This window comes from Janthinobacterium sp. AD80, assembly GCF_002878455.1.
In the GTDB taxonomy this organism is placed as follows: Bacteria; Pseudomonadota; Gammaproteobacteria; order Burkholderiales; family Burkholderiaceae_D; genus Janthinobacterium.
Map to the genome: position 1 here is coordinate 1 of NZ_NRDQ01000066.1, position 15,848 is coordinate 15,848.

Consider the following 15,848-nt stretch of genomic DNA (forward strand, 5'->3'; position numbering starts at 1 on the left):
GCCAGCAGCAGGGCGTCATCGCCGCGCAGGCCGATGCGCCGGGTGTCGGGCGGCAGCGCGATGGCGACCGCCGGCAGCAGCGACAGGCGCACCAGCAGGGATGCGCGCAAGCCCAGCGGGCTTTGCGCCAGCAGGGCCGCCGTGTCGCCCTGCGATACAAACGTGGCCAGGGCATCGAGCCAGGCCAGCCGGGCCGGGCTGCGGCGCTTGCGCGCGGGACCGAACGGGTCGAGCACCATGCCGCCGCCCACCGTCTGCGTGGCTTGCGCATTGCGCACGACGAAACGGTCGCCCGGCACGCCATGCATGGGCGCGTCGAACACCAGCTGCACCCTGCCCGTCTGGCCCGGCGACAGCGTCTCGCCATCGAGCATGACGGCGCGCGCCAGCTGGTGCGCGGCGCCCAGGTGCACGTGCAGCGGCGACCAGGCTTTCAGGTGCACGCCCGCGTCGGGCAGCAGGGTCAGGGTCACGTCGAGGCGCTCGGAACACTGCGCCAGCGCGGGTGCGACGATCCAGTTGCCGCGCTCGATGCGCTCGCGGGCGATGCCGGCCAGGTTCAGTGCCAGGCGCTGGCCCGCCATGCCCGTTTCCGCCGCGCGGTTCTGCGCGTGGATGCTGCGCACGCGCGCCTGCGCATCGCCGGGCACCAGCTGCAGGGTATCGCCCGTTGCCGCCATGCCCGCCAGCGCCGTGCCGGTGACTACCGTGCCCTGCCCCGACAAGGTAAACACGCGGTCCACGCCGAGGCGGAACAAACGCCGCTCATCGCGTTGCGGCAGGCTGCGCGACACCTGCGTCAGATGGGCGAGCAGGGCCGCCACGCCGGGATCGTTGTCCACGCTGGCGGCCGTCGGGAAGATGGGACTGCCGGCCAGCGGCGTGCCTTGCAGCAGTACCTCGATATCGGCCTCCACCTGCGCCACACGGGCGCTGTCGACGCGGTCGATCTTCGTCAGCGCCACGGCGCCGCGCGTCACGCCCAGCAGCTGCAAAATCGCCAGGTGCTCGTGCGTCTGCGGCATGATGCCGTCGTCGGCCGCCACCACCAGCAGCGCGAAGTCGATGCCTGTCACGCCGGACGCCATGGTGCGGATGAATTTTTCGTGGCCGGGCACGTCGATCACGCCCAGCACCGTGCCGTCCGGCAGCGGCAGGTAGGCGTAGCCCAGTTCGATGGAAATGCCGCGCGCCTGCTCTTCCTTCAGGCGGTCCGTGTGGACGCCCGTCAGCGCGCGCGTGAGTGTCGTCTTGCCATGGTCGATATGGCCCGCGGTGCCGACGATCATGCCGTCAACTCGGCGAGCTGCGCAATGAAGGCCGTCTCGTGCGCCGCTTCCAGGCAGCGCAGGTCGAGCCATAAGGCATCCTGGCCGATGCGCCCGATCACGGGGCGCGGCAAGGCGCGCAGGCGCTGCTCCAGCACGCCCAGCGGATTGCTCAGGCGCGAACCAGGCGCGCTGCGGATGGCCAGGCCAAAGCTGGGCAGCTGGTCGACGGGCAAGGCGCCGCTGCCGATCTGGCTTTTCATCGCTTCGGCCGTCACCACGTAGGCGGCGCCCCAGCGCCAGCTGCAGCCGCGGCAGCAGCTCGCCGGCCTGCTCGCGCATGGCGGCCGCGGGACGCGTCAGCAGCCGCAAGGTGGTCAGGCGCTCGGCCAGCAAGTCCGGCGCTCGGTACAGCTGCAGCACCGGCTCCAGGGCCGCCAGGGTCAGTTTGCCGACCCGCAGCGCGCGTTTCAGGGGGTTGCGCTTGATCTTCGCGATCAGGTCGGCGCGCCCGACGATGACGCCGCACTGCGGACCACCGAGCAATTTGTCGCCGCTGAAGGTCACCAGGTCGGCGCCCGCTTCGATGCTTTCGCGCACCGTGGTTTCATGCGGCAAGCCATACTGGGCCAGGTCGACCAGGGTGCCGCTGCCCAGGTCCACGGCCGTGGGAATCGCGTGCTGCGCCGCCAGGGGCACCAGCGTGTCGAGCTCCACGCTTTTGGTGAAACCGGTAATCGCGTAATTGCTGCAATGGACCTTCATCAGCAGGGCCGTATGTTGGTTGATGCCATGCTCGTAGTCGGCCAGGTGCGTGCGGTTGGTGCTGCCCACTTCGCGCAGCACGGCGCCGGCGCGCGTCATGACGTCGGGGATGCGGAAGGCGCCGCCGATTTCCACCAGTTCGCCACGCGAGACGATCACTTCCTTGCCCTGCGCCAGCGTGTTGAGCATCAGCAGCACGGCGGCCGCGTTGTTGTTGACGATGGTGGCCGCTTCGGCCCCCGTCAGTTCGCGCAGCAGTTCCTCGACCAGGTCGTCGCGGTCGCCCCGCTTGCCCGTTTCCAGGTCGAATTCCAGGTTCATCGGCCACTGCAGCGCTTCCACCACGGCTTGCACGGCGGCGTCAGGCAGCAGTGCCCGGCCCAGGTTGGTGTGCAGCACCGTGCCCGTCAGGTTGAAGACGGCGCGCAAATGCGAGCGCGACTGCGCTTGCAGGCGTTCACCCGCTTGCGCGACGATGGCGGCGATCGATGCGCCCTCCTCGCCGCATTCACCAAACCCTGCGCCCGCCAGCATGGCGGTGCGCAGTTCGGCCAGCACGGCGCGCGCGCAGGCCAGGGTCTGCACGCGGCCATATTGCGCGATCAGTTCCAGGCAAGCCGCGTCGCCCAGTATGCGGTCTACCGATGGCAGGCGCACGGTTTGCCCCGTCGTCATGACTGCTGTTCCGCGCTCTTGCCCAGCCACAGCAACGGATTGCCGCTGGCGCGCTGGTAGCCCGCCTCGCCCACCAGCAAGTCGAGCATCAGGCTGGCCAGGTCGTCGGCCAGCGGTTCGACGTTGTAGTCGTGCTCCTGGTTGAAGACTTTGCGGTAGGTATGGCAATCGTCGCAGGTTTCCGCGCGCGCCACTTTTTTCGGGTCATTCGCCTTGTTCGGCAATTTGTCGTCCTTCGCCGTCACGGGGTCGAACGGCGCGGCGTCGGCCGCATCCAGGCCCTGATAGGCGATCTTGCCATTCTGTTCGCAGGTCGAGCATTTCACGCGCACCATGTGCCATTCGCTTTCGCAAATGCCGCAGTGCAGGTAGCGGTAGCCTTGCGACTGGCCGCCGATGCGGATCACGCTGGCGACCGGGTGCGAACCGCAGACGGGGCACAAGGTCCCCGTTTCCAGGTCCGGCACGCGCGCGGCGCGCAGTTCGCTGGCCGATACCGACCACAGGATTTGCAGGGCGGCGGCGACAAACGGCGCATGCATGGGGTTCAGGTGGTCGCCGTTTTCGTCGAGCACGGCATCGGCGCAGGCGTCCAGCGCTGGCGCGTCAAGCGCGCGCAGCTGGGCCAGCACCTGCGTCAGGCCGCCGGACAAGGCCGGCTGGCTGGCCGCCGTGGCAGCCAGTTCATTGAGCAGGCTGGCAAAAATGTCGCGCCAGACGGGTGGACGGGCACCGCTGACGGGCAGCACCGGCATGCGGTGCTGGATCGCGCGGCGCAGCGCGTCGGGATCGGCGGCAGGCACGGCGCCGGGCGCCAGCCTGGCGACAACGGCAGCCTGCGCATCGGCCAGCGCGGCCATCAGCACCAGGTAGCCCTGCATGCCCGCGTCGACGGGGATGCCCTTGATCTTGCCCTGCGCCAGCTCGCGCAAGCGCAAGGCGCGCGCCGTAAACAGGCTGCCAGGCTGCGGCAGCAGCAGGCGCGGAATCGCGTTATGGTCCAGGCCTTCGATTTCGCCTGGCTGGAGTATGCGTTGTACCAATGGAGTTTTCCCATCAAAAAAAGCACGGCACGGCCAGCGGGTGTGGCCATGCTGTCAAAGTATTCTAAACGATAAAAAGAAAGGGGCCAGTCCTGGGGGACTGGCCCTGGTCGCCGCTGGCATGCAAAAACGCCGTTGGCCGGGCATGTCGGCTTACGCGAAGCTAAGCCGACCTACCCTGTTACCTACTTTCTCGTGTTGCGCACCGTCGCTTCAAACCACTTCGGATGGTGCTTGCGCGCCCAGCCGTAGGTGACGGTGCCGCGCACCATGGCGCCGATCGAGCCCTTGACCCACAGGGCCGCATAGATGTGCACGATGATGGCGCAGATGATGCCGAACGCGCACACGGCGTGCAGCAGGGCCGCCGCGCGGATGACGGGGATCGGGAAGTAGAACGCGAAGTAGGCGCGCCAGATCACGATACCCGACAACAGCAGGCCGGCCATGCATGCCAGCAGCACGAAGAACAGGATCTTCTGGCCGGCATTGTATTTGCCGATCTTCGGAAGCTTTTCTTCGCGGTTGTTGAGCACATCATCCATCTGTTTCAGCCACTGCTTGTCGCCGTCCTCGAACTTGTTGTGGTGCCAGAAGCGCACCACCAGGATCGCGAACGAGACAAACATCACCAGGCCGGCGAACGGATGCAGGATGCGCGTCCATTGGCCGCCACCGAACAGGTTGGCCAGCCACGCCATCGACGGATGGAACATGGCCAGGCCGGACAGGGCCAGCATGACGAAGGTGATGGCGGTGACCCAGTGATTCGTGCGCTCGTTGGGGTTGTAGCGCTGGATCAGCGGGTTGCCATCCTTGTCATACAGCTTGCCATCGTGAAGATCACTGTGCTGTTCATGATGATTCATGCTGATCCTCCTTGATGCGCTTGGCCTCGTCCAGGGCTTCGCGTTCTTCATCCCTGCTCACTTCGTTCGGACCGACACGCGTGTAGTGGAACAGGCCCGCCAGCGCGGTCGCCGCCATGCCGGCCACGGCCAGCGGCTTGGCCCAGCCCTTCCAGAAGCCCACCATCAAGCTGATGCTCGGCTTGTCCGGCAGGTTGGAATACAGGCGCGGCTTGTCGGCATGGTGCAGCACGTACATCACGTGCGTGCCGCCCACGCCCAGCGGATCGTACAGGCCCGCGTTCTCGAAACCGCGCGACTTCAGGTCGACGATGCGCTCTTCCGCATGTACCTTCATGTCTTCCTTGGTGCCGAACACGATGGCGCCCGTCGGGCAGGTCTTCACGCAGGCCGGTTCCTGGCCCACGGCCACGCGGTCCGAGCACAGCGTGCACTTGTAGGCGCGGTCGTCCTTTTTCGAAATGCGCGGCACGTCGAAAGGACAGCCGGCCACACAGTAGCCGCAGCCGATGCAGTTTTCCTGGTGGAAGTCCACGATGCCGTTGGTGTACTGCACGATGGCGCCCGGCGCCGGGCAGGCTTTCAAACAGCCCGGGTCCTCGCAGTGCATGCAGCCGTCCTTGCGGATCAGCCATTCGAGGTTGCCGTCGTTGCTTTCGTGTTCGGCAAAACGCATCACCGTCCACGATTGCGGCGTCAGGTCCGTCGGATTGTCGTAGGTGCCGTGGTTTTCGCCGACCTCGTCACGCAGGTCGTTCCATTCCATGCACGCCGTCTGGCAAGCCTTGCAGCCGATGCATTTCGACACATCGATCAGCTTGGCCACGGTGCCCGTCACCGGGGTACGCGCTTGCGGCGGCGTCACCGTGGTGGCGGACAGGCGCCGGATATCTAAGGATTGCAGTGCCATTATCGATCTCCCATCATGCTTTTTCCACCTTCACGAGGAAGGACTTGAATTCCGGTGTCTGCGAATTCGCATCCCCCACGCCCGGTGTCAGGGAATTAATCAGATACCCCGGCTTGGCCACCCCGGTGAAGCCCCAGTGCAGCGGCAGGCCCACGGTATGCACCTGCTTGCCTTCGATCTTCAAGGCCTTGATGCGCTTGGTGACGACGGCCTTGGCGATGATGTGGCCCCGTTTGGAACTGACTCTGACCTTGCCGCCGGCCACCACGCCGATGCTGGCTGCCAGTTCTTCGCCGATTTCCACGAACTGTTCCGGCTGGATGATGGCATTCAGGCGTGCATGCTTGGTCCAGTAATGGAAATGCTCGGTCAGACGGTAGCTGGTGGCCACGTGCGGGTATTCCTCATGCGTACCGAACAGCGCACGGTCGCCGTCGAACACGCGGGCGGCCGGATTGGTGGTCGCGCGCGGGTTTTTCGGGTGCATGGGGTTATAGCCCAGCGGGTTTTCAAACGGCTCGTAATGCTCGGGGAACGGTCCCTCGGCCATGGCGCCGCGCGCAAAGAAGCGCGCCACACCCTCGCCCAGCATGATGAACGGACCCATGCCATTTTCCGGCGGTTCGTCGACCTTGAAGTCGGGAATATCGGCCCCGCTCCAGTTCGTGCCATTCCACTCGATCAGCTTGCGCGTCGGGTCGAACGGCTTGCCCTTCAGGTCGCACGAGGCGCGGTTGTACAGCACGCGGCGGTTGGCCGGCCATGCCCAGGCCCAGCCCAGTGTCTGGCCGATGCCCGTCGGGTCGCTATTGTCGCGGCGGCCCATCTGGTTGCCCGCCTGCGTCCAGCTGCCGGCAAAGATCCAGCAACCGCTGGTGGTCGTGCCATCGTCGCGCAATTGCGCAAACGAGGCCAGCTGTTCACCTTTCTTGACCAGCAGCTTGGCCGGATCCTTCGGATCGTACAAGTCGGCCAGCGCCTTGCCGTTGAATTCACGGGCGATCTCTTCCGGCTGCGGGTTATGCGGCTGCGCATAATTCCACGTCAGGTTGACGATCGGGTCCGGGAACTTGCCGCCCTCTTTCTGGTACATGGTGCGCATGCGCAGGAACAGGCCCGACATGATCTCCAGGTCGCTGCGCGCCTGGCCCGGCGGTTCTGCCGCTTGCCAGTGCCACTGCAAGACGCGCGAGGAACTCACCAGCGAACCGCGCTCTTCGGCGAAGCAGCTGGTTGGCAGGCGGAACACTTCCGTCATGATCTTGGTCGGATCGACTTCATGGAACTCGCCATGCGGACGCCAGAATTCTCCCGTTTCCACGGCCAGCGGATCCATGATGACGAGGAACTTCAGCTTCGACAGCGCTTCCGTGACCTTCTGCTTGTTCGGCGCGGACGCGATGACGTTGAAGCCCTGGCAGATATAGCCCGTCATTTTGCCTTGGTGCATGTTCTCGATGGCTTGCATCAAGTCATACGGCTTGTCCAGCTTGGGCAGGTAGTCGTAGGCGTAGTTGTTTTCCGCCGTCGCCGCATTGCCCCACCACGTCTTCATGAAGCTGACGTGGAACTTGCGGTAATTGCTCCAGTAGCTGAGCTGGTTCGGCCGCAGCGGCTTGGTGGCGCGCGCGGCGATGTAGGCGTCGAAGTCCTGCTCGCCCTCGTTGGGCAGGGTCATATAACCCGGCAACAAGTTCGACATCAGGCCCAGGTCGGTCAAGCCCTGGATGTTCGAGTGGCCGCGCAAGGCGTTCATGCCGCCGCCGGCGATGCCCATATTGCCCAGCAACAGTTGCACCATGGCGCCCGTGCGGATGGTTTGCGCGCCCGTCGAGTGGTGCGTCCAGCCCAGCGCGTACAGGATGGTACCGGCGCGTCCCGGCACGGCGGTCGAGGCCAGCGCCTCTGCCACCTTGTGGAACTTGTCGGCCGACACGCCGCACGTACGTTCGACCATCTCGGTCGTGTAGCGCGCGTAGTGCTTCTTCATCATCTGGTAGACGCAGCGCGGGTGCTCCATGGTCGGATCGATCTTGGCATAGCCATCGTCGCCGATCTCGTAATCCCAGGTGGCCTTGTCGGTGTACTTGCCTTTTTCCTTGTCGTAACCCGAAAACAGGCCGTCCTCGAACGCATAGTCTTCGCGCACGATGAAGGGCATGTCCGTGTAGTTGCGCACGTACTCATGCTGGATCTTGTCGTTCGTCAGCAGATAATTGATGATCGCGCCGAGGAAGACGATGTCCGTGCCGGTACGCGTGGCGCAGTAGTAATCTGCCACGGATGCGGTACGGGTGAAACGCGGATCGACAACGATCAGCTTGGCCTTGTTATGCGCCTTCGCTTCCGTTACCCATTTGAATCCGCAAGGATGTGCTTCTGCTGCATTGCCGCCCATGACCAAAATCACATCGGCATTCTTGATATCGACCCAATGATTCGTCATCGCGCCACGGCCAAACGTCGGGGCAAGACCTGCCACCGTCGGTCCGTGTCATACACGCGCCTGATTATCAAAGGTCAGCATCCCCATGCTGCGCACTGTCTTGTGGGTCAGATACCCGACCTCGTTGCTGCCGGCGGACGCGGCAAGCATGCCGGTGGAGAGCCAGCGGTTGACGGTCTTGCCGTCGGCATTCTTTTCGATCAGGTTGGCATCGCGGTCATCCTTCATCAGGCGCGCGATCTTGTCGAGCGCCACATCCCAGGAGATCGGTTGCCATTCCGTGCCGCCCGGTGCGCGGTACTCGGGAACTTTCAAACGATTGGGGCTGTGGATGAAGTCGACCAGGCTGGCGCCTTTCGGGCACAGGGTGCCGCGGTTTACCGGATGATCGGCATCGCCTTCCACGTGGATGATGCTGGAGACGGCATTCTTCGCGCCATCGCCCAGGCCATACAGCAGAACGCCGCAGCCTACGGAACAGTAAGGACAGGTATTGCGGGTCTCGGTCGTGCGAGCCAGCTTGTATTGCCTTACTTCGGCCAGCGCCTGTCCCGGTGCGAAACCGAGCAAGGCGAGGCTGGAGCCAGCAATCGTGGCGCCTGTTACCCGAAGGAACTGGCGCCTGGATATCTGAACCATATCAGACCTCTATGATGTGAGTAAATAAAAAGTCATACAACGTCATGACGGTGTCATATCAATAAGATATAAGCACCATGCCTGTGCCATATAAGCCGTATTTTACTCGCCAAACACTTTCACGGCTTAGTCCGCCGGAAAAAATTACTCATAGTCAACATTAATCTGTCGGTACCGAAGGCTTACTCTAAACAATATGGCCGGCAATCCCGCCCCATCCATGCGGCGGCGGCCCGGCTTGGACACGGGCAAGCACGGCAACGGCGACTAGCATGAAAAAACCCGCTCGCGAGCGGGTCTGGTTGTATGCGGAACCGGCAGCAGAACTTACAGGCTGTAGCGCAAGGTCAGTGCCACGTTGCGCGGCGCGCCAGGCAAGCTCAGGTTCGGGCTGGAACCGTGGCCCGAGACGATGTAGCGCGTATCGCCGATATTGTTGATATTCAGCTGCACTTCGTAGCGGCCCGTGCGGTAAGCGGCCATGGCATCGGCCGTCACGTAGCCGGGCAGCACCACCGTGTTGCCGGGATTGGCGAAGCGGCTGCCGACGGCATTGGCGCCGCCGCCCACCGTGAAGCCGTGGCCCAGGTCTTTCGTCAGCCACAGGTTGGCCGTATTGCGCGCCGTCAACGTGGCGCGCTTGCCCTTGATGGCGACGGGTGCGGCCGTCGTCGTGCCCGGCGCATTCACGCTGCGGTCGACGGCGATGGAATCGGTAATGGTGGCGTCCAGATAAGCGTAGCCGGCCATCATTTTCCAGCCATCGTGCAAGTCCGCATTGAAGGTCAGTTCCAGGCCATCCGTGCGCTGCTTGCCGACCGGCACAATACGGTTCGTGATGGGATCGCTGGTCTTGATATTGTCGCGTTCCAGGCGGAACAGCGACACGGTGGCGTTCGCGCGGCCGCCCCACAGGTCGTACTTGGCGCCCACTTCCGTGTTGCGCGTGTTTTCCGGCGACAGGTCGGCATTGTTGGCGGCCAGGGCGAAGTTCTCGCCGCTTGGCTGGAAGGAACGGCTCCACGACGCGTAATACGATTGCGCCGCGCCCGGTTGCCAGACGAGGCCGGCGCGGGGGCTGAAGGCGGCATCCGCGCGCGACAGATTGGCGGTGGTCACGCCGGCCGCATTGGCCAGGCGCGACTGCTGCTTGTAGCGGTCATAGCGCAGGCCGGCCAGCGCCTTCCACTCGTCGCTGAAACTGATGGCATCCTGCACATAGGCGGCGGCCGTATCATAGGTGCCGAAGGTATCGCTGCGGGCGCCCAGCTTGCGCGGGTCGACCACGGGCAGCACGGGCTGGAAGATCGACACATTGGTCGCCACCACGGTCGCGGCCCAGCTATTGGCATCCTTGTCCTGCTTGCCGAATTCGGCGCCATACAGCACCTCGTGGCGCACCGGGCCGGTGACGAGCTTTTGCGTCAGTTCCGTCTGATTGAACCAGCCGCTCTCATCACGGTCCAGCTTGGCGTGACCCAGGCTCATCGTGCCTTTCACCTCGTTGACGTTGCCGGAAATATTCGTGTTGTTGCGGTTCAGCTGATAGTCGTAATAGCGGAAGGCATTACGCAGCGACAAGGAATCGCTGAACTTGTGCGTCAGGGTGGCACTGGTCGAGACCACGCGCGACTGGCTGAAGTCCGCCTCGCTGGCGTTCGCCGCGCCAAAATACGTGCGCGCATCGACGGCCACGGGACGGCCTTGATAGGACGGGATGCCGAAGTCCGTCAGGCGACGGTCTTCCAGGTAATCGGCTTGCAGCAGCAGCTTGGTATCGCTGGAAAAACGGATGGCCACGGAAGGCGCCAGCGCCGTGCGGTCGATGAACTGCTGCGCGCGGTAGCTGTCCGATTCCTCGCGCGCGCCCGTCAGGCGCCACGACACGCTCTCGCCCGCGCGGCCCACGTCGATTTCGCCACGGCGGCCGGCCGTATTCGTCAGGCTCAGCGCCACGTCGGTGACGTCCGCGCCCGGCTTCTTGCTGACGCGGTTGACCAGGCCGCCCGAGGAGCCGCGGCCGTACAGCACGGCGGCCGGCCCCTTGATCACTTCCAGGCGCTCGACGTTCGACAGGTCGCGGAAATACAGGGCATCGTCACGGAAACCGTCGACGAACTGGTCGCCGATGGCCGTGAAGCCGCGGATGAAGACCTGGTCGCGCTGGCCATCGCCCGTGGACAGGCCCACGCCCGGGATATTCTTCATAATGTCCTGGATCGACGTGGCGTGCTGGTCGCGGATGACGGCGGCCGGCACCACGTTGATCGTCTGCGGCACGTCGCGCAGGGCCATGTCCGTTTTCGTCGCGCCGGCGGAAGTCGAGGCGGCATAGCCGTCCTTGTCCTTCGCGGCCGTAACGGTAACGGCGGGCAGGGTTTCCTGCGCCGCGGCAATGCCCGGCAGCAGGGCGGCAAATGCCAGGGCACCCAGGACGGCGGAGGTGATGCAGGACAGTTCAGGCTTGTGACGCGACGGCATACAGTTCCTTGATAGTGAAATAATGATGCGAATGATTATCATTAGTATTTTATCAGGAGGCCCTGCGCAAAGTAAGGTGAAATGTAAGTGGTAGTACTTATAGACACGCGACTTGATGTAAAAAAGCAACAGGAAATCAATATCAAAAAAGAATTAAAATTGCTTTGAAAAACTATTTCCCTGCGTCAATGCTATACTTGCGGCTTGCTGGGCAGCGGTCAGCCTGATCGATATGCCCCTTGCTTTACCTCCATCGTCACGCTCAGCGTGGCGCGTCGCACAGCCATCACGCGGCACCCGAAGACCCCGATCCCCTGCGCCTTGCGGCGCCTGTCCGCCCCTGCTGGCGGCGGCGATCATGACTATTACATTGTTAGGAACTACATGAAAAACCTGAACATCGGCAGCCGCCTTGGCGTCGGCTTTGCTGTCGTATTGCTGTTGCTTGCCGCCGTGACCATCACCGCCCTGGTGCGCATGCAAACGGCCAGCGACCTGACTTACCGCCTCATCAATACCAGCATCAAGAACCAGCGCATGGTGGCCGAATGGTCGAAGATCATTGAAGTCAACAGCGTGCGCGGCGTGGCCTCGTTCGAAATCAGCGACCCGATCGTGCGCGCGAAGATCGAGGAAGACTTGCGCGTCGATGCGGAGCGTTCCAGCAAGCTGCAGGACGACATCGTCGCATCCCTGCTCAACCCTGCCGTGATCGAGCAATTCAAGGTGGTGCGCAAGGTGCGTACCGACTACGTGACGACACGCGGCCGTGCCTTCAAGATGAAGGCCGACGGCGACGTGGCGGGCGCCAAGCTGGTGTTCGACAAGGAAGTCGCGCCGATTACTGTTGCCTACCTGGCGGAAGTGAAACGCTTTGCCGCCATGCAGATCAAGGCCGCCGACGGCGTCGGCAACAGCATCATTGAAGCCTACAGCGGCACCCGCGTTTTCCTGATCACCATGGGCGTGCTGGCCGTGCTGATGGGCATCGGTTTTGCGTGGTGGATCACGCGTTCGATCACCGGCCCCATCCGCGACGCCGTGAAAGTGGCGGAAACCGTGGCGGCGGGCGACCTGAGCAGCGTCATCACGGCGCAAGGCCGCGATGAAACGGGCCAGCTCATGCATGCACTGAGAACCATGAACGACAGCCTGGTGACCATCGTCGGCCAGGTACGCAGCGGCACCGATACCATCGCCACGGCATCGGCCGAGATCGCCGCCGGCAACCAGGACCTGTCGTCGCGCACGGAACAGCAAGCCAGTTCGCTGGAAGAGACAGCCTCGTCGATGGAAGAGCTGACCAGCACCGTGAAACAGAATGCGGACAATGCGCGCCAAGCGAACAAACTGGCCGGCGACGCGGCCGGCATCGCCAGCCGCGGCGGCGCCGTGGTAGCCGAAGTGGTTGCTACCATGGGCGACATCAACACTTCGTCGAAGAAAATCGTCGACATTATTTCCGTCATCGACGGCATTGCCTTCCAGACCAACATCCTGGCGCTGAACGCGGCCGTGGAAGCGGCGCGCGCCGGCGAACAGGGCCGCGGCTTCGCCGTGGTGGCCACCGAGGTGCGCAACCTGGCACAGCGCTCGGCGGCGGCGGCGAAAGAGATCAAGGGCCTGATCGACGACTCCGTGCAAAAAGTCGACGTCGGCACGGAGCTGGTCGACAAGGCAGGCAAGACGATGGAAGAAATCGTGCAAAGCATCGGCTTCGTCACCTCCATCATGAGCGAAATCAGCAACGCCAGCGAAGAGCAAAGCGCGGGCATCGAGCAAGTCAACCAGGCCATTTCCGAAATGGACCAGGTAACCCAGCAAAATGCGGCCCTGGTGGAAGAAGCGTCGGCAGCGGCCGAAGCGATGCAGGAACAGGCGAGCGAGCTGGCACAAGTGGTCAGCGTGTTCCGCCTGGACGCCAACGCGGCGGCGACCGACCGCTTCAGCGTCAAGGCGGCGCAGCGCAGCGCGCCGGCGGCCACGCCAGCCGCAGCAGTGCGCCCGGCCCCTGCCCTGCGCTTGCCAGCCGTGCGCAAGAGCGGCAAGGTAGCGAGCCCTGCCGAAGGCGAGTGGGAAGAGTTTTAAAGCAACAAGGTGTCAAGTCAAGGCTGCTGCGTGGCAATCGCTGCCATGCAGCGGCCAGGTGGCCCGGCATTCACGCAAGCAGGCGCTCAGCTGCGCGTCACGGGCTTGCCGGCCGCATCCCGGAAGCGCCACTCGCCCGTCTCGGTACCATCGAGACAGTGCCCTTCGGCGGCTGGCGCGCCCGTTTCGTCAAAGTCGCGCCACAAGCCGCTCTCGCGGCCATGCGCGTAATGCCCTTCTGAAATGACCGTGCCGTTGCGGTGGGATTCGCAAAACAGGCCATGGCGTATCCAGCGCGTGCCGTCGTCCGACAGCATGGCGTATACCGGAACCGCAATTCGCCCGTCTCGTACGGGATTTCCGCCAGGTGCAACGCCGCTTCCGTTTTTTCTCCTTGCTGATGCTGTCAAGCCAGGCCGGCTTGCGTCTCGTGTATCAATACCGCCAGTTCGCGCGGCACGGACTGCCCCAGGAATGCCAGTGCCAGCGCCTCCGGGTCGAGGGCGGCGTCCGCCGGCAAGCCGTGCTCGAAGCCGCCCACCATGGTGCGGCAGAAGTGCGGCGATGCCGGCCGCGTTTCCACGTACCAGCAGCCCGCATGGCCCTGCACGAAATACTCGCCGATAAAATAGCCCAGCATGGTTTTCACCCACTGCCAACTTTCGTCGCGGATGACGATGGTGCGCATGGCAGCATCAATATACGGCAGGTATTCGGCCGCGTTGGTCAATACTTCGTGCGCCGGCTGGATACCCAGGCGCTCGACAAAATTCACCAGCGAGGTACCCAGCGCGTCATAGTAGGCGTCGAAATCCGCCTGGCTTTGTTGCAGCAATTGCTCTTGTTCGTTCGACAGCATTCATACTCCACAGACATTCAACAATCGCGCCCATTGCCGGGCAATGGCGCGGGACACTTGCGGCTATTTTACGCCACGCGCACATCCACGCCCGCGCGCTGCAGCAGCGCCTGGTTGCGGCTGGACAGATGCGTCACCTGCAAATGCTTGCCGGCCTTTTCATAGCGCTCATACAGGGCTTCGATGGCGGCAATGGCCGAGTGGTCAGCCATGTGCAGATGGCGGCAATCGAGGATGACGCGGGCCGGGTCCGCCGCCGTCCGGAACAGTTCCAGGAAATGCGTGGTCGAGGCGAAGAACAAGGTGCCATGCGGCAGGTAGACGCGCACGCCCGGCGTGCTGTCGTCCAGTTCGGCGCGCATCTCGCGCGCATGCTGCCAGGCGAAATTCAGGGCCGCGATGATGATGCCGCACAGCACTGCCATCGCCAGGTCCGTGAAGACCGTGATGACCGTCACGGCGACGATCACCAGCGCATCCTGCAGCGGCACCTTGCCCAGCACCCGCAGCGAACCCCAGGCAAACGTCTGCTGCGCCACCACGAACATCACGCCGACCAGCGCGGCAAGCGGAATGCGCTCGATCAGCGGCGACAGGAAGAGGATGAACAGCAGTATCATCACGCCCGCCGTCACGCCCGACAGGCGCGAGCGCCCGCCCGAACTCAGGTTGATCATGGTCTGGCCGATCATGGCGCAGCCGCCCATGCCGCCAAACAGGCCCGAGACGACATTCGACGCGCCCAGGGCGATGCATTCGCGGTTCGGCTGGCCCCGCGTTTCCGTTATCTCATCTGTGAGATTAAAAGTAAGCAAGGTTTCCAGCAAGCCCACCATGGCCATCAGCGCCGCATACGGGAAGATGATGTGCAGGGTAGCCATGTCCAGCGGCACGGTGGGCCAATGCAGGGCCGGCAAGCCGCCGGCGATGTGCGCGAGGTCGCCCAGGGTGCGCGTGGGCAGGTGCAAGAAATGGCTGAGCACGCCCACGCCGAGGATGGCCACCAGCGCCGGCGGCACGGCTTTGGTCAGGCGCGGCAGCACGTAGACGATGGCCATGGTGAGAAGCACCAGCGCGCCCATCACATACAGAGGCGTGCCCTGCAGCCAGATTGCACCGTGTGGCGTGGCCAGGCGGAAATGTTCAAACTGGGACATGGCGATGACGATGGCCAGGCCGTTCACAAAGCCCAGCATCACGGGATGCGGCACCATGCGGATCAGCTTACCGAGGCGCAGAATGCCGAACAGCGCCATGATGATGCCGCTCAGCACCACGGTGGCCAGCAAATATTGCACGCCATGCTGGGCCACCAGTGCCACGATGACGACGGCCATGGAACCTGCCGCGCCCGAAATCATGCCGGGGCGCCCGCCAAAGACGGCCGTCAGTGCGCAGATGATGAAGGCGCCATACAGGCCCATCAGGGGATTCAACTGCGCCACGAGGGCAAAGGCGATGCATTCGGGCACCAGGGCAAACGAGGTGGTCAGGCCCGCAAGAAAATTCTTTTGTATATTCGGGAACCACTCGTCCCGAAAAGTTACGTTGATCATTGAGTCACATCCAGGGTCGGAACAGAGAAATGCGCGCCTGACGCGGAGCCAGCAGGCGCAGCCATGCCAGCGGGCGTCACGGAAAAGCCGTGCTGAGGTTGAACGGAGCAGGAAAGTCGTCAGTGACTACATCGGTATGGCGGAAAGGGGAAGATTCATCAGCGCACGGCGCGGTGCGGCTGAGCCTGTCAACATTATACAAGATGCGCCTCGGACAAAAAAATAGCCCACTCGAAAGTGGGCTATTTT

The 15,848-nt window shown here is 63.7% G+C and carries 10 protein-coding genes and 1 pseudogene; 1 reads left to right on the forward strand and 10 read right to left on the reverse strand.

From position 1 onward, the window contains the following. The 7 genes and pseudogenes from selB to JaAD80_RS14130 form a co-directional block, all read right to left on the reverse strand. Positions 1-1,289: selenocysteine-specific translation elongation factor (gene selB / locus JaAD80_RS14100; protein WP_102294891.1), on the reverse strand; the 1,289-nt coding region annotated here is incomplete at its 3' end. Continuing rightward, positions 1,286-2,708: pseudogene (gene selA / locus JaAD80_RS14105) on the reverse strand (L-seryl-tRNA(Sec) selenium transferase). The gene selB and the pseudogene selA, both read right to left, overlap by 4 nt. Beyond that, positions 2,705-3,751 carry a formate dehydrogenase accessory protein FdhE gene (gene fdhE, locus JaAD80_RS14110; RefSeq protein WP_102294893.1) on the reverse strand — a complete coding sequence of 349 codons (1,047 nt, stop codon included), beginning with the start codon at positions 3,749-3,751 and terminating at the stop codon, positions 2,705-2,707. Before fdhE ends, selA begins: the two are co-directional and overlap by 4 nt. 185 nt (positions 3,752-3,936) lie before the next feature. Further along, the gene (locus tag JaAD80_RS14115) at positions 3,937-4,620 is read right to left on the reverse strand and encodes a formate dehydrogenase subunit gamma (protein WP_180979419.1); all 684 of its coding nucleotides are present in this window, start codon (positions 4,618-4,620) and stop codon (positions 3,937-3,939) included. Further along, a complete protein-coding gene (gene fdxH, locus JaAD80_RS14120) occupies positions 4,607-5,530 on the reverse strand; it encodes a formate dehydrogenase subunit beta (protein ID WP_102294895.1) in 924 nt (307 codons plus the stop codon). Before fdxH ends, JaAD80_RS14115 begins: the two co-directional genes overlap by 14 nt. Positions 5,531-5,543: 13 nt before the next feature. Further along, positions 5,544-8,615, reverse strand: coding sequence for a formate dehydrogenase-N subunit alpha (gene fdnG / locus JaAD80_RS14125; RefSeq protein ID WP_102294896.1), 3,072 nt, complete (start codon positions 8,613-8,615; stop codon positions 5,544-5,546). Between the two features lie 327 nt (positions 8,616-8,942). Beyond that, positions 8,943-11,096 (reverse strand): TonB-dependent siderophore receptor, encoded by a 2,154-nt coding sequence (locus tag JaAD80_RS14130; RefSeq protein WP_102294898.1) that lies wholly within the window; start codon positions 11,094-11,096, stop codon positions 8,943-8,945. A gap of 384 nt (positions 11,097-11,480) precedes the next feature. On the opposite strand from JaAD80_RS14130, the gene JaAD80_RS14135 reads away from it, so the two are divergent. After that, the gene (locus JaAD80_RS14135; RefSeq protein WP_102294900.1) at positions 11,481-13,184 is read left to right on the forward strand and encodes a methyl-accepting chemotaxis protein; all 1,704 of its coding nucleotides are present in this window, start codon (positions 11,481-11,483) and stop codon (positions 13,182-13,184) included. Between the two features lie 86 nt (positions 13,185-13,270). Here JaAD80_RS14135 and JaAD80_RS14140 read toward each other — a convergent pair whose 3' ends face one another. The 3 genes from JaAD80_RS14140 to JaAD80_RS14150 all read right to left on the reverse strand — a co-directional run bounded on the left by JaAD80_RS14140 (position 13,271) and on the right by JaAD80_RS14150 (position 15,599). Then, positions 13,271-13,501: a toxin-antitoxin system YwqK family antitoxin gene (locus JaAD80_RS14140; RefSeq protein ID WP_258002993.1), complete on the reverse strand. Its 231-nt coding sequence runs from the start codon at positions 13,499-13,501 to the stop codon at positions 13,271-13,273. An 89-nt stretch (positions 13,502-13,590) separates the two neighbouring features. Then, positions 13,591-14,043 (reverse strand): hypothetical protein, encoded by a 453-nt coding sequence (locus JaAD80_RS14145; protein ID WP_102294902.1) that lies wholly within the window; start codon positions 14,041-14,043, stop codon positions 13,591-13,593. 68 nt (positions 14,044-14,111) lie between these two features. Continuing rightward, entirely contained in the window at positions 14,112-15,599 is a 1,488-nt protein-coding gene (locus JaAD80_RS14150; RefSeq protein ID WP_102294903.1) for a SulP family inorganic anion transporter, read from the reverse strand. Positions 15,600-15,848: the final 249 nt, after the last annotated feature.

Excerpts from the sequence above, each read along its gene's own strand:
- fdxH (WP_102294895.1), bottom strand. The coding sequence starts at position 5,530 with ATGGCACTGCAATCCTTAGATATCCGGCGCCTGTCCGCCACCACGGTG.
- JaAD80_RS14150 (WP_102294903.1), bottom strand. The coding sequence starts at position 15,599 with ATGATCAACGTAACTTTTCGGGACGAGTGGTTCCCGAATATACAAAAG.
- JaAD80_RS14135 (WP_102294900.1), top strand. The coding sequence starts at position 11,481 with ATGAAAAACCTGAACATCGGCAGCCGCCTTGGCGTCGGCTTTGCTGTC.
- JaAD80_RS14130 (WP_102294898.1), bottom strand. The coding sequence starts at position 11,096 with ATGCCGTCGCGTCACAAGCCTGAACTGTCCTGCATCACCTCCGCCGTC.
- JaAD80_RS14140 (WP_258002993.1), bottom strand. The coding sequence starts at position 13,501 with ATGCTGTCGGACGACGGCACGCGCTGGATACGCCATGGCCTGTTTTGC.
- JaAD80_RS14115 (WP_180979419.1), bottom strand. The coding sequence starts at position 4,620 with ATGAATCATCATGAACAGCACAGTGATCTTCACGATGGCAAGCTGTAT.
- JaAD80_RS14145 (WP_102294902.1), bottom strand. The coding sequence starts at position 14,043 with ATGCTGTCGAACGAACAAGAGCAATTGCTGCAACAAAGCCAGGCGGAT.